Below are 13,042 nucleotides of genomic sequence, written 5' to 3'. Positions count from 1 at the left end.
CCAACAGAGATAGAGTTGCGCCATGAGCGATATCCAGGCCCAATTTTCCGTTCTGAAGCAGACTGCCGATCCCAAGGTGGTCGATGCGATCGCACGCCTTATCGAAGACGGTGAGGACCACGAGCTCAACCGCGTCAATGTGCTGGATTTCTCCAGGCAGCACGGCGTCGACGAAGAGCGTGCGATTTCCGCCTTCCTGCATTCGGCGCGACTCGGGCTGTTCGATCTCGGCTGGAACGTGCTGTGCCCGGGCTGCGGCGGTGTGCTCGGCGCGCATACGACGCTGAAGGCGCTCAAGCCGGACGACTATCACTGCGCGCTCTGTGCCTGCGGCTACAAGGCCTCCGTCGACGACCAGGTCGAGGTCTCCTTCACCGTCAACCCGCGCGTGCGACGGATCGCGGCGCACGACCCCGACACGCTTCCGGTGTGGGAGTATTTCAAGCAGGTGTTCTGGAGTTCCGGCGTCGACTTCAACAAGGAATCGTTTGCCACACTGGCCAACGAGGTGACGCTGGACACCATGGAGCTGCCGGCGGGCGAGAAGGCGACGATGTCGCTGCAACTGCCGAACGACTTCATCATCATCTTCGAGCCGGTGACGCACGCCGCGCATTTCATCGACGTCCAGGGCGAACCGACCAAGGACCGCCAGCAGCTCGCCATCATGTACAACAAGGTGCAGGCGCCGACCGGAACCACGACCATGCGTCCCGGCCCGCTGCGGCTGTCGCTGGAGAACCAGGCCGGTGTACGCGTACTGCCGTCGGTTTTCATCGCGGCCGAGGCGCTCCATCATCTGATCGGCAAGCGCAAGCCGTTCCTCACCGCGAAGCGGATGCTGTCGAACCAGACCTTTCGCGACGTGTTCAAGGCGGACAATCTCAGCCTCGACCAGCGGCTCCAGATCACCTCGCTGACCTTCCTGTTCACCGATCTGAAGGGCTCGACCGCGCTCTATGAGCGCGTCGGCGACCTCGCCGCGTTCGATCTGGTGCGCGCGCATTTCCATGCACTGCTGGAGATCATCTCCTCCGAGAAAGGCGCGGTGGTGAAGACAATCGGCGATGCCGTGATGGCGACCTTCGTTCGTCCCGAGCATGCGATCGTTGCGGGCCTGCGCATGCGCGCGGCGATGGACGAGCTCAACAAGCAGCGCGGCACCGACGATCTGATCGTCAAGATCGGCATCCATGAAGGCCCGTGCCTCGCGGTGATGCTCAACGAACGGCAGGATTATTTCGGTCAGACTGTCAACATTGCCGCCCGCGTGCAGAGCCTGTCGACCGCGCAGGAGATCCACATCACCGGCCCGGTGCTGGATGCACCGGCGGTTGTCGAAGTGCTGAAGCAACGCGAGATCAGGCCGATCCAGAAGCAGGCAGCGCTGCGCGGCATCGCCGACAAGATGGTGGTGTACGAGATTCCGTGAGGGACTCCGTCGGTGAACACCTTCTCCGTCATTGCGAGGAGCCCTTGCGACGAAGCAATCCAGATCGCCTCTGCGGATAGCCCCTGGGTTGCTTCGCTGCGCTCGCAACGACGGGGGCAGTGGGCATCTCCAGGGACAATCATAACGTGTCCCAGGCCGGTCATAACGAAACGGACATATTGCCGAAACGTAATACGCGCGCGGAACTGACGCACGTTGCGCTGGCTCAGTTTCCCGCTCATATATTGCTGGTAACGGCCGCGCCCCCGCGGCGTCATCGAATTTCGGGTGGACCTTATGCTCGACGGCCTGCGCCAATTCATCGCCGACATCGTTGCTCCCCATGCCGGGGATCGGGCGTTCGGCGATAGCGATTACCGGCTGGCTGCAACCGCGCTGCTGGTCCACGTGGTCTCGCTCGACGGCGAGCCGACCGCGGCCGAGCAGCGCAAGCTGCACAGCCTGATCGAAAGCCATTTCGGGCTCGATCGCGGCACCGCGGACCGTCTGATCGCGGATGCGACCCAGGTCGAGGGCGAGGCGGTCGATCTCTATCATTTCACCAGCGTCATCATGCGCTCGCTCGACGAAGCCGGCCGCAAGCGGATCGTCCAGATGATGTGGGAGCTGGTTTATGCCGACGGCCAGGTCTCCGAGTTCGAGGACAATGTCGTCTGGCGCGCCTCCGACCTGCTCGGAATTTCCCAGCGCGACCGGATCGACCTGAAGCATGCGGTCGCCGACCGCGCCGGCGGTCAGGTCAAGGACGGCGCGGTCGGCAGCTGAAGCCGCGACCGACGTGGCCAATTGCCGGTTGTGCGGGCCACATGACGAAACTTTAATGTAATCGCTCGCCGGCCGGGTTCCCGGATTCGCCTGTAATTCCGGAGTTTTCTGCCCTCCCTCTCCGCGCTCAGGCGGCCATGCCGCAAGCGACGCTTGCCTGTCGCGCACGGCCTATGCTCTCGTTCCGCCATTGCAGGGCCAAAAAGCTTCAATTCAAGAGACTTCGATCGTGACTGAGCGGGTAACGTTGATCACCGGTGCGTCGGCGGGCATCGGCACGGAGCTGGCGCGTGTGTTCGCCGCGAACGGACATCGCCTCGCGCTGACCGCGCGGCGGGCGGATCGTCTCGAGGCGCTCGCGAACGAGCTCGCCTCCAAGGGCGGCAAGAAGCCGATCGTGATCGCCTGCGATCTCCAAGAGGCCGACGCCGGCGAGAAGATCGCGGCCGCGCTCACGGCCGAGGGCGTCGAGCTCGACAATCTCGTCAACAATGCCGGCTTCGGCGTGTTCGGCGATGCCATCGAGCGCGACCGCGACGAGCAGGTCGGCATCGTCGATGTCAACGTCCGCGCCCTGACCGACCTGTCGCTGCGCTTTGCCGATCAGCTCATCAGGAACAAGGGCGGCCTTCTCAATGTCGGATCGGTCGCCGGCTTTCTGCCGGGCCCCGGCATGGCCGTCTATTATGCTTCCAAGGCCTATGTGATCTCCTTCACCGAAGCATTGCGGGCGGAGCTGGCGCCGCGCGGTGTTCGGGTCACCGTGCTTTGCCCGGGTCCGGTACCCACCGAATTCCAGGCACGGGCGCGCGTTGGATCCGGGCACGATACGGCCATGCTGAATGTTTCTGCTGCAGAAGTTGCTCAGCAGGCCTATCGCGGCCTGATGGCCAACAAACGGGCAGTGCTGCCGGGGCTCGGCATCAAGATTGTGCCGTTTGCTCTGCGCTTCTTCCCGCGCGGCTTCGTCCTGTCCGCGACGAGCCGGTTCCAGCGGCAGAGGCATTAGGTGGGCAAACAGCGTCCGTAGTGGCCCGGGGCTGGCTTCAGTATCGGGCCAGTGTGCGCGAACTCACGCGATGTTAACCTTCGCTTAGCTATGCTGGCGGCTTGAACCGATAGCACTCGCAGAGGCCATGTCGTTCCGGACGGACAGGTTTGGTAGCGCAGAATTGGTGCCCTTCCGAAAGAGGGCGCCCGGCGCGGCCGCCCCCGAAACGAAACTGCCGGTTCTCGTCATCCTGCATCAGGAATCCTCGACGCCCGGCCGTGTCGGCAACGCGCTGCGGGCCCTCGGCCATCGCCTCGATATCCGCCGTCCCCGCTTCGGCGATCCCTTGCCCGAGACGCTCGACCGGCACGCTGGCGCCGTGGTGTTCGGCGGCCCGATGAGCGCCAATGATCCAGACGACTACATCAGGCGCGAGATCGACTGGATCGAAATTCCCCTCCGCGAACAGCGGCCGTTCCTCGGCATCTGCCTGGGTGCGCAGATGCTGGCGGTGCAGCTCGGAGCCCGCGTTGCGCCACATGCGCAGGCGCTGACCCAGATCGGCTACTACCCGATCCGCCCGACCGCTGCAGGCCACGCACTCTGCCCGGATTGGCCGGCACAGGTCTATCACTGGCATCGCGAGGGATTTGAGCTGCCGCGAGGCGCCGAATTGCTGGCTGAGGGTGATGATTTTCCAAACCAGGCGTTCCGCGTGGGCAATGCCTTCGGCCTGCAGTTTCACCCCGACGTGACCTACGCGATGATGCATTGCTGGACCACGCGCGGCTATGACGGCCTCAGCGCGCCCGGTGCGCGCGAACGGCATCATCATTTCGCGGACCGTGCCGTGTATGATGCTGCAGAACGCGCCTGGCTCGATCATTTCATCGACGGCTGGCTCGAGCGCCGGCCGATCCTCGCGCAAGCCGCTGAATAGTAGCGTCTCGGCGCAAGTCCTTGCCTCTTCCGTGGATATGGGTTCAGGCGGATAGAGCCCGGCTTCGCCCTTTGGGCTACGCCGCGGCAGCCTTCACTCGCTTCGCTACGATGGAGCTGGGCCGGCTTGCCGAGCCGTAGCTCGCGAAGCGAGCGAAGGCTGGTGGAGCCAGGCGGGATCGAACCGCCGACCTCGTCATTGCGAACGACGCGCTCTCCCAGCTGAGCTATGGCCCCTTTGCTGGCCGCTCTGGTCAATGCGGCCGACAACCGGGCGCCATTTAAGTTCCCCGGCAGGGTCAAGTCAAGGACGGGCGTAAGGGGGTTTTAGCCATCCCGGCACCGACTTCCCTTGTTTGGGCCTGACGGAACCGATATCTAGCAAAAGGCGTCAATCCCGACTGCAGCCAGCGTTTTCAAAAAGCCAGAGTCCTCAAAAGCCATGCGTGCCGTTCTCGACATCGTCATCATCGTGCTCGACCTCTACGTCTGGCTTCTGATCGCCTCGGCGATCCTGTCCTGGCTGATCGCCTTCAACGTCGTGAACACCCGCAACCAGTTCGTTTCGGCGGTGGCGGAGTTCCTGTACCGGATCACCGAGCCGGTGCTGGCGCCGATTCGCAATTTCCTGCCCAGCCTCGGCGGCCTCGACATCTCGCCGATCATTCTGATCCTGCTCATCATGTTCATCGAGCGGGTGATCCTGTATTACATCTATCCGAACGTGATCTGAGCAGGCTGGAGCGCCTTGGTCGCGAAAGAGGCTCCTAAGGAACCCTGGCGCTACGCGGCCGCAGGAATCAGCATCGCGCTGCGGGTGACGCCGCGCGGCGGCCGCGACGATATCGACGGGATCGAGCAATTGGCCGATGGCCGCAGCGTGCTCAAGGTGCGGGTGCGTGCGATCGCCGATGGCGGCGAGGCCAACAAGGCCGTTCTGGTGCTGCTGGCGAAATCGCTTGGTGTGCCCAAGGCCAGCGTCAAGCTGCTATCCGGTGCCACCTCGCGGCTGAAGCAGATCGCGGTGGACGGCGATCCGGCGCGGCTCGGTGAGACGCTGCGCAGGCTCGCTATGGGGAAATCGAGTGATCAAGGGAACTGACATGGCCGCCAAAATCATCGATGGAAAAGTCATTGCCGCGGAACTCCGTGGCCGCGTCGCCGACGAGGTCGCCCGCGTCAAGCGTGAGCACAATCTGGTGCCGGGCCTCGCGGTGGTGCTGGTGGGCAACGATCCCGCCAGCGAGGTCTATGTCCGCTCCAAACATACCCAAACCCAGGCGGCCGGCATGGCCTCGTTCGAGCACAAGCTGCCCGCCGACGTCTCGCAAGGAGATCTGCTCGCCGTCGTTGCCAAGCTCAACCGCGATCCCGCCGTGCACGGCATTCTCGTGCAATTGCCGCTGCCGAAGGGGCTGAACACCGAGGCCGTCATCAACGCCATCGATCCCGCCAAGGACGTCGACGGCCTGCATCCGAACAATGCCGGCCGGCTCGCCGGCGGTTTCGAAGCGCTATCGCCCTGCACGCCGCTGGGCTCGATCATTTTGACCAAGAGCGTGCACGCCTCGCTCGAAGGCATGAACGCCATCGTCATCGGCCGCTCCAATCTGGTCGGCCGTCCGCTGGTGCAATTGCTGCTGAACGAGAACGCCACGGTGACCATCGCGCATTCGCGCTCGCGCGATCTGCCCGGCCTCGTGAAGCGCGCCGACCTCGTCTATGCCGCAGTCGGCAAGCCTGAGATGGTGCGCGGTGATTGGTTGAAGCCGGGTGCGACCGTGATCGACATCGGCATCAACCGCATCCCCAAAGAGGATGGCAAGACGCGGCTCGTCGGTGACGTCGCCTATCAGGAAGCGCTTGGCGTTGCCGGCGCGATCACGCCGGTGCCGGGCGGCGTCGGCCAGATGACGGTGGCCTGCCTGCTGGTGAATACGCTGCGCGCGGCGTGTGCGATTGCGGGGCTGCCGAAGCCGGCAGTGTAGTTCGAGCTCTCGTGCCCCGGACGCAGCGCAGCGTGTAACGATGCGCTGCAGAGCCGGGGCCCAGCGGCAGCATGGGTCCCGGCTCTGCGTCGCGTCATTTCATGCCGCGCCGCGTCCGGGACACGGATGCCTCAGCCCTTCTTTTTCTTCTCGCGCTCGACGCCTTCGAGAATGATCTTCTGCGCTTCTTCCGGGCCGCCCCAGCGCAAAATCTTCACCCACTTGCCCTTCTCGAGATCCTTGTAGTGCTCGAAGAAGTGCTGGATCTGCTGCAGCGTGATGTCCGGCAGGTCGGAATATGACTTCACCTTGTCGTAGCGCTGCGTCAGCTTCGACGACGGCACCGCGAGAATCTTCTCGTCGCCGCCGGCTTCGTCTTCCATGAACAGCACGCCGACCGGGCGCACGCTCATGACGGCGCCGGGGATGATGGCGCGGGTGTTGATGATCAGCACGTCGCAGGGGTCGCCGTCGTCCGACAGCGTGTGCGGGATGAAGCCGTAGTTACCGGGGTAACGCATCGGCGTGTACAGGAAGCGGTCGACCACGAGCGTGCCGGCCTCCTTGTCCATCTCGTATTTGATCGGCTCGCCGCCCACGGGAACTTCGATGACGACGTTGACGTCGTGGGGGACGTTTTTTCCGATCGAGATAGCATCGATACGCATTAAGAAAGCTCCGTTATTGCCGACGTTAAATCTCGCCCGGCAGCGATTTTGGCGCTGTCATACGCGGGCTTGCTCCGGCAATCCATCGTGTTCTTGCGAAATAATGAATCCAGCAATCACCGGCGCATACGGCAACGGTATCGGCGGATGGAACATGCTGCCCGGTTGGACTTCAGCAGCTCAATTGGTCCAAGCGAAGGCGACCTTGTCGAGCGACTTCGGCCCGAAGCGCTCGGAGGAACGCGCCACCATGCGCCCCCCGAGGGCACGGTAGAATTCGGTGGCGGGGTCGTTGTCCGAGAGCGCCCAGACCACCATGCTCTTCAGTCCGCTCTGCATCAGGTCGCGGCGGGCGGCAGCGAACAGGCGGCGGCCGAAGCCGAGCCCCTGGAATTCCGGCCGCAGGTAAAGCTCGTAGATCTCGCCGTCGAAGTGCAGGCTGCGCGCGCGGTTACGGCCGTAATTGGCGTAGCCCGCGATTTTGTCGCCGAACACCAGCACGCTGACGCGGCTGCCCTTGCGGATCGCGCTGTCCCACCATTGCGGACCGCGGCGGTTGATCAGCTTCTCCAGCTCGGAGCCGGGAATGATGCCCTGATAGGCCGAACGCCAGGCTTCATCATGAGTCGATGCCACCGCAGTTGCATCTGCAGCTTTGGCCGGCCGGACCTCGATCAGGGTTGTGCTCATGGGCGCGATCAAACCAAGTCGCCGCGTCGGCGGCAAGACCTATCGTTAATTATCGGTTAACCTGTGGACTTTCTGCATCAGTATTTTAACCATGTTGTACCGAAAAAAGACAAGAGGCCACTTCGGGAGGCACCGGCGTGCCATGAGTCGGTGCAAAACTGCGGTGCGACAGCGAATGAACTGCAATAGCAGCGCAGAAAATCCGCCTCGAATGATTCGTTCCTACTAGTGTGGGCATCGCTGTGCGTGCTCGCCTCCGGCCATTCATGCGGCTCTTCAACATCCTCTCGCTGCTGCCTCTGCTGTCCGTGCTGACTGCACCGCCTCTGTGCGCCCAGGTCACGTTCGCCGCGTCGGGTGCTGAGAGCGAGCCGTTTCGTCGGCAGGAATGGCGCGTGCCGTCGCCGGATCCCGACATTGCGTCGCATGCCCTGCTGTTTCGCCCCTCGGGCGCAGGCCCGTTCCGGCTTGCAGTGATCGCGCATGCATCGACGCAGAACGGCTTGCGTCGTGCGCAAATGCCGCAGCCGGAATACCCCGCACTGGCAGCGTTCCTCGTCGCACGTGGCTTTGCCGTGCTGGTGCCGGAGCGGCTCGGCCATGGGGCAACCGGTGGCCTCTATGTCGAAGATCAGGGCGGCTGCGACGAAGCGGACTACGCGCGTTCCGGCCGCGTGACCGCCGAGGAAATCTCGCTCGCACTGGAGTTTTTGCGAAAGCAGGATTTTGTCCGCAAGGATGCCGCGATCGTGATCGGCCATTCCGCCGGCGGCTGGGGCGCGCTCGCGCTCGCAAGCGCCGATCCGAAAACGATCTCGGCGATCATCGCCTTCGCACCGGGGCGCGGCGGCCGTGCCAATGATGAGCCGAACAAGGTTTGCGCGCCGCATACGCTTCTTGCCGCCGCGGCGGAATTCGGCAAGTCGGCGCGCATTCCCGTCACATGGCTCGTTGCCGCCAATGATACGTACTTCGCCCCGAAATTTTCATTGGCCCTGGCCGATGCATTTCGCGGCAGCGGCGGCAAGGTCGACTTCCGCAGATTGGCGGCGGTGGGCCGCGAAGGGCATTGGATGAGCGAGACTGAAGCGGGCGTCAAAGCCGCCGGCAGCGAACTCGATCGCGTGCTGAAGCCGGTGACGGTGAAGAAGCCATGACGCTGTATTTCCTGGTCAAATATCTGCATGTGCTTGGCGCCATCGTCATTCTCGGCACCGGAACCGGCATCGCCTTCTTCATGCTGATGGCGCATCGTACCAACGATGCAGGGTTCATCGCACGCACGGCATCGGTGGTGGTGACCGCGGATGCGATCTTCACGTTCTCGGCGGTGATCTTCCAGCCGGTCAGCGGTGGCTTGCTCATGATGCTCTCCAACACGCCGATCACCGAACACTGGCTGCTGGCCTCTCTCGCGCTCTACGTCTTGGCTGGCGTGTTCTGGATTCCCGTCGTCTTCATGCAGATCGAGATGCGCGATCTCGCACGCCAGGCGGCCGAGCAACACAACGCTCTTCCCGAGCGCTACTTCGTGCTATTCCGCCGCTGGTTTGCGTTCGGCTTCCCCGGCTTCGGCGCGACCATGCTCATTCTCTGGCTCATGATCGCAAAGCCTTTATGAGGAGTTCTATGGGTCAGCGAACCATTTTGGTGCTCGGCGCCTCAGGCCTGATCGGCCGCTTCGTCACCGACGATCTGCGCGCGCGGGGATTTCGCGTCGTCGGCGTCGCGCGCAGCCTACCGCCGTCACAAAAGATGAACGCGCTGGACATCGAGTTGCCGATCCTCTCGCGCGATGCAGCCGCATTGACGCGCCAGCTTAGCGAACAGGCCGTCGATGTCGTCGTCAATTGCCTCGGCGTGCTCCAGGACGGCCCCGGCAGCGACACCGGCGCCGTGCATCGCGAATTTGTCGCGCGCCTGCTTCACGCGATCGCTGACAGCGGTCGTGCGATCCGGCTGATCCATATCTCGATCCCCGGAACGGCCGCGTCCGATCGCACCGCGTTCGCCACGACCAAGCGCGAGGCCGAGCGCCTGATCGCGGCCTCCGGCATTCCCCACGCCATCCTGCGGCCCGGTTTCGTGGTCGCGCCGTCGGCCTATGGCGGCAGCGCCATGCTGCGCGCGCTGGCCGCCTTCCCGCTCGATCTGCCGATGAAGGAGATGGCGACACCATTCCAGCCCGTCGCTGTCGACGATATCGCAGCGACGATCGCCTGGCTCGCCGCACGCGATATCGACGATGCCTCCGTGAAAGCCGTGACGTGGGATCTGATGCAGACCGAACCGGTCACCATGGCCGGCGTCATCAAGCAGTTCCGCCTTGCCCTCGGCACGGCCGGCTGGCCACGTTTCACACTGCCGTCCTTCATGCTCGATCTCGGCGCAAAGATCGGCGATCTCGCCAATCATCTCGGCTGGATGCCGCCAATGCGCTCCACCGCCATCGCCGAGCTGCGCCGCGGCGTGACCGGCGACCCCACGACGTGGATCGCCGCAACGGATATCGCGCCGAAAACGCTGACGGATACGATCGGGCGCCATCCCGCCACGATCCAGGACAAATGGTTCGCGCGTCTCTTCCTGATCAAGGCGCTGATCTTCGCCAGCCTGGTCGCGTTCTGGATCGTCTCCGGCTTCATCGCGCTGGTCGTGTCCTACCGCGCCGCCGCCGGGATTTTGACCGCGCACAATTTTCCGGCCGCGCTGGTCGATCCCATCACCATCGGCACCAGCCTGATGGACATGAGCATCGGCGTGCTAATCGCGTTCCGACGCACGGCGGCTATTGGCTTGGTTGCGGGCATCTTCGCCTCCCTGGGCTACATGTTCGGTGCCGCAATCCTGACGCCGGATCTCTGGATCGAGCCGCTCGGCGCACTGGTGAAGACCGGGCCAGCGATTGTGCTGATGCTGGTGGCTTTGCTCATGCTGGACAATCGCTGATGCCAAAGTGGCCCGACGATGACGTGATTCTGTTCGACGGCGTCTGCATCTTCTGCTCACGCTGGGTCCGCTTCGTTGCCGGGCGCGACACGGCGAAACGATTCCGCTTCACGCCGATCCAGTCGGAGTACGGCGCGAAGCTCGCGCGGACGTTCGGCATCGACCCGGATGATCCCGACACCAATGCAGTGGTCCATGGTGGCGAGGTTTTCCTGAAGTCCGATGCCGCACTGACGGTGTTGTCGCGGCTGCCGGGCTGGAGCTGGGTGAGGATCCTGTTCGCCGTGCCGAAGCCACTGCGGGACCCCGTCTACAGCCTCATCGCGCGCAACCGCTATCGTATTTTTGGGAAGTACGACGCGTGTTTCGTGCCGGATGCCGATTTGCGAGCGAGGGTGATCGAATAGCGGCCGCTATGAGAACGAGGCCTCGTAGTTGAGCGGCGAAAGATGAACAAGTTTTTCCAGCGGCGGAGTTAACTCGAACATTCTAGGGTACGTCGAGAAATCAAAAATGCGGCAAAGTCGAAAGGCCTCTGGGCGTTCTGAAGCCAGGGAGAGCTCGTTCCTCGTGATGTAAAACGGCGTGATGTCTGCGCCGACCGTTGTCTTCACTTCGAGCAAACGCTCTTTGCCCTGTGCGTCGAAAGAAAGTATATCGTAGCCTGCACCATCACCAAGCTCCTCAGAAATCCATCGAATTTTCCGAGCAAGATCGGGGCGTTCAAGCTGAGTAAGCCTCTGGCGTTCGTGGTGGAAGACCAGCTCCTCTCCGTCACGACCTAATTTGCGATTGCGGAAATCGCGCTCGACGGGATTAAACTTACGAATCAGCCGCTCTATGTTTGCATTGCGCGACGAAACTGGCAGGAGCGCCGGAGGCGCTCCCACAAACAGGCCTTGTCGCTCAGCCCATCCGTCAACGACCTTCTCCGGGTGCAACGCAGTTGGGTTTTGAGAAAGGTACCGGTCAATAGCCGCAATAATTGCCGCTTGATAGTTTTCGGCCGGGAAGTAGCCCCTGATGTTGGGTAGGCCCAGTTTGACCAGCACCGCTGAAATATTCCGATGCTTGAATTCGACGGAGCTTTTGCTTCGATCGAGATTACCTCTTAAAGCCCGATTGTGTGCAGCCTTGTTATAGGGAGTGCCGGATATCTCTTCGCCGAGCATATGAAAATAGTCGGCAACGATGCGATCGAGCTCTTCGTCAGTCCAGTCTGGTTGTCCGCCGCCGGCCATATACGGAAAAATGAACCAAATGGTTCTGGGCGTCCAGTCCCAGGGCTCATGATCCGCCGAACGTTGCCGCCAGCACTTCTTTCGCCGCCCGCTCTCCACTGTCCCTCGCCCCATGCGCCGTCGTGAAGAACTCCGGCGACGTCGCTTCCCCCGCGAAGAACAGCCGCCCGTCGACCGGCGCAGCCAGCACGGCGCGATCTCCGGCGTGCCCCGGCAGCGCATGCGAGTACGACCCTCTCGCGAACGGATCCTGCGCCCAGTGCGACTCGTACAGCGGCTTCAGCTTGCGGCGGATATCGTTGCCGAGAAAGCCGGCGATCTCGTCGATGCTGTGAGCGGCGATGGCGCCCTCGCCGGCATCTTCCAGTTCGCGGGCAAAACTGCCGCCGAAAAAGCCTTCGATGCAGGGCTGGCCGAACGGGCGGATGTGATAGGTGCCCATCTCGGTACGCATGGTGGCGCCGCGCAGGTTGCCTTCCTTCGGAAAGGATTCCGCATCGGCGAGCGCCAGCGTCACCTTGTCGTCGACGCCGAGGGGCAGGCCGGCTGCGGCGCTCACCTTGGCCGCGAGCGGCGGCGAGAAACGGATCGCTTCATCCGCGATCAGATTGGTCGGCACGGTGACGATCACCTTGTCTGCCGTCAGCGCGCCCTGCGATGTCTCAAGGCGGATGCGCTTTGCCGAATGATCGATCAGCGTGACGTTGCAGTTTCGCGCGACTGGGCAGGGCGCACCATAGGCGGCGATCAGCGCGCCGTAGCCGCAGCGAACGCGCCAGTTCAGCTCGCTGTCCTCATAAGCGTCCCAGTCCAGCGTCGACATGTCCTTGAGTTCGCAGCCGTTGATGTAGGTCGAGATCGCGTCGATCATCGGATTCCAGCGATTGCCGGGCTCGAGGCTCAGGCTCGCGGGCTCGTCCTTGCCTTTTTGCGCGGCCTGCCAGAGACGCTCATAGAAGGCGTCCATCGCACGCATGAAATCGTCGCGTTCGCTTTGCGGAAAAGCATTGCCGAAGGCGCGCTCGCGCCAGGGCGGCAGGTCCTTGTTGAGCTCGAAGCCGAGTGTTCGCGCGATCGGGACGAAGGAATTCTTGTCGGCCGAGTGCAGCCAGCCGCAGCCGACATCGAATGTCACCTCAGGCGAGGCCTGCACGGTCCAGGCGCGGCCGCCGAGCCTGTCACGCGCCTCCAGCACGATCATGGAGAGGCCTGAGCCCGCAAGTCCGTGCGCGGCGCCGAGGCCGGCGGCACCCGCACCGATGATGGCGACGTCGACGGAGGAGGGGAGGGACATGGATGGGCTCTAGCACGTTCGCGACGAGTGCTGAAGCCGCCATAGGTCAGCTGTCATCACCCGC

Annotated in this window: 15 protein-coding genes and 1 tRNA gene; 11 read left to right on the top strand and 5 right to left on the bottom strand. The window is 63.2% G+C overall.

Going from position 1 to position 13,042, the window contains the following annotated elements; all coding sequences use genetic code 11:
- Positions 1–22: 22 nt before the first annotated feature.
- The 4 genes from HYH08_RS24855 to HYH08_RS24840 all read left to right on the top strand — a co-directional run bounded on the left by HYH08_RS24855 (position 23) and on the right by HYH08_RS24840 (position 4,149).
- Positions 23–1,432 (top strand): adenylate/guanylate cyclase domain-containing protein, encoded by a 1,410-nt coding sequence (locus HYH08_RS24855; protein WP_220012468.1) that lies wholly within the window; start codon positions 23–25, stop codon positions 1,430–1,432.
- A gap of 297 nt (positions 1,433–1,729) precedes the next feature.
- Positions 1,730–2,218: a tellurite resistance TerB family protein gene (locus HYH08_RS24850; RefSeq protein ID WP_220012467.1), complete on the top strand. Its 489-nt coding sequence runs from the start codon at positions 1,730–1,732 to the stop codon at positions 2,216–2,218.
- Between the two features lie 229 nt (positions 2,219–2,447).
- Positions 2,448–3,227 (top strand): SDR family NAD(P)-dependent oxidoreductase, encoded by a 780-nt coding sequence (locus HYH08_RS24845; protein ID WP_220012466.1) that lies wholly within the window; start codon positions 2,448–2,450, stop codon positions 3,225–3,227.
- 127 nt (positions 3,228–3,354) lie between these two features.
- Entirely contained in the window at positions 3,355–4,149 is a 795-nt protein-coding gene (locus HYH08_RS24840) for a glutamine amidotransferase (RefSeq protein ID WP_220012465.1), read from the top strand.
- Positions 4,150–4,309: 160 nt separating this feature from the next.
- Here HYH08_RS24840 and HYH08_RS24835 read toward each other — a convergent pair.
- Positions 4,310–4,385: transfer RNA gene (locus HYH08_RS24835), tRNA-Ala, on the bottom strand.
- 205 nt (positions 4,386–4,590) lie between these two features.
- Between HYH08_RS24835 and HYH08_RS24830 the strand changes: the two genes are divergently transcribed.
- Genes HYH08_RS24830 through HYH08_RS24820 form a run of 3 tightly spaced genes read left to right on the top strand, consistent with a single transcriptional unit; the run spans position 4,591 to position 6,136 of the window.
- A complete protein-coding gene (locus tag HYH08_RS24830; protein WP_007598721.1) occupies positions 4,591–4,881 on the top strand; it encodes a YggT family protein in 291 nt (96 codons plus the stop codon).
- Positions 4,882–4,896: 15 nt separating this feature from the next.
- Positions 4,897–5,250, top strand: coding sequence for a DUF167 domain-containing protein (locus HYH08_RS24825; protein WP_220012464.1), 354 nt, complete (start codon positions 4,897–4,899; stop codon positions 5,248–5,250).
- 1 nt (position 5,251) lies between these two features.
- The gene (locus HYH08_RS24820; protein WP_220012463.1) at positions 5,252–6,136 is read left to right on the top strand and encodes a bifunctional methylenetetrahydrofolate dehydrogenase/methenyltetrahydrofolate cyclohydrolase; all 885 of its coding nucleotides are present in this window, start codon (positions 5,252–5,254) and stop codon (positions 6,134–6,136) included.
- A 131-nt stretch (positions 6,137–6,267) separates the two neighbouring features.
- Here HYH08_RS24820 and ppa read toward each other — a convergent pair whose 3' ends face one another.
- Positions 6,268–6,804 (bottom strand): inorganic diphosphatase, encoded by a 537-nt coding sequence (ppa, locus tag HYH08_RS24815; protein WP_220012462.1) that lies wholly within the window; start codon positions 6,802–6,804, stop codon positions 6,268–6,270.
- A gap of 180 nt (positions 6,805–6,984) precedes the next feature.
- The gene (locus tag HYH08_RS24810) at positions 6,985–7,494 is read right to left on the bottom strand and encodes a GNAT family N-acetyltransferase (protein ID WP_008539229.1); all 510 of its coding nucleotides are present in this window, start codon (positions 7,492–7,494) and stop codon (positions 6,985–6,987) included.
- A 266-nt stretch (positions 7,495–7,760) separates the two neighbouring features.
- Here HYH08_RS24810 and HYH08_RS24805 point away from each other — a divergent pair, with 266 nt between their 5' ends.
- From HYH08_RS24805 to HYH08_RS24790, 4 genes are read left to right on the top strand one after another with little or no spacing between them, the layout of a single operon-like run.
- Positions 7,761–8,651 (top strand): alpha/beta hydrolase family protein, encoded by an 891-nt coding sequence (locus HYH08_RS24805; RefSeq protein WP_220012461.1) that lies wholly within the window; start codon positions 7,761–7,763, stop codon positions 8,649–8,651.
- On the top strand, positions 8,648–9,115 hold the full coding sequence (locus tag HYH08_RS24800; RefSeq protein WP_220012460.1) for a DUF2269 family protein: 468 nt from the start codon (positions 8,648–8,650) through the stop codon (positions 9,113–9,115). The genes HYH08_RS24805 and HYH08_RS24800 overlap by 4 nt, the downstream gene beginning before the upstream one ends.
- Before the next feature lie 8 nt (positions 9,116–9,123).
- Complete coding sequence (locus tag HYH08_RS24795) at positions 9,124–10,443, top strand: SDR family oxidoreductase (protein WP_220012459.1); 1,320 nt, start codon at positions 9,124–9,126, stop codon at positions 10,441–10,443.
- A complete protein-coding gene (locus HYH08_RS24790) occupies positions 10,443–10,850 on the top strand; it encodes a thiol-disulfide oxidoreductase DCC family protein (protein WP_220012458.1) in 408 nt (135 codons plus the stop codon). Before HYH08_RS24795 ends, HYH08_RS24790 begins: the two co-directional genes overlap by 1 nt.
- A gap of 6 nt (positions 10,851–10,856) precedes the next feature.
- On the opposite strand, the gene HYH08_RS24785 is transcribed toward HYH08_RS24790, so the two are convergent.
- Positions 10,857–11,684 carry a protein NO VEIN domain-containing protein gene (locus HYH08_RS24785; RefSeq protein ID WP_220012457.1) on the bottom strand — a complete coding sequence of 276 codons (828 nt, stop codon included), beginning with the start codon at positions 11,682–11,684 and terminating at the stop codon, positions 10,857–10,859.
- Between the two features lie 46 nt (positions 11,685–11,730).
- Complete coding sequence (locus tag HYH08_RS24780) at positions 11,731–12,978, bottom strand: flavin monoamine oxidase family protein (RefSeq protein WP_220012456.1); 1,248 nt, start codon at positions 12,976–12,978, stop codon at positions 11,731–11,733.
- Positions 12,979–13,042: the final 64 nt, after the last annotated feature.

The sequence above is a fragment of the Bradyrhizobium sp. BR 10289 genome, assembly GCF_019455385.1.
Classification (GTDB): domain Bacteria; phylum Pseudomonadota; class Alphaproteobacteria; order Rhizobiales; family Xanthobacteraceae; genus Bradyrhizobium.
The sequence above is the reverse complement of the archived record's forward strand: the minus strand, read 5'-3'. Positions and strand labels throughout refer to the sequence as shown.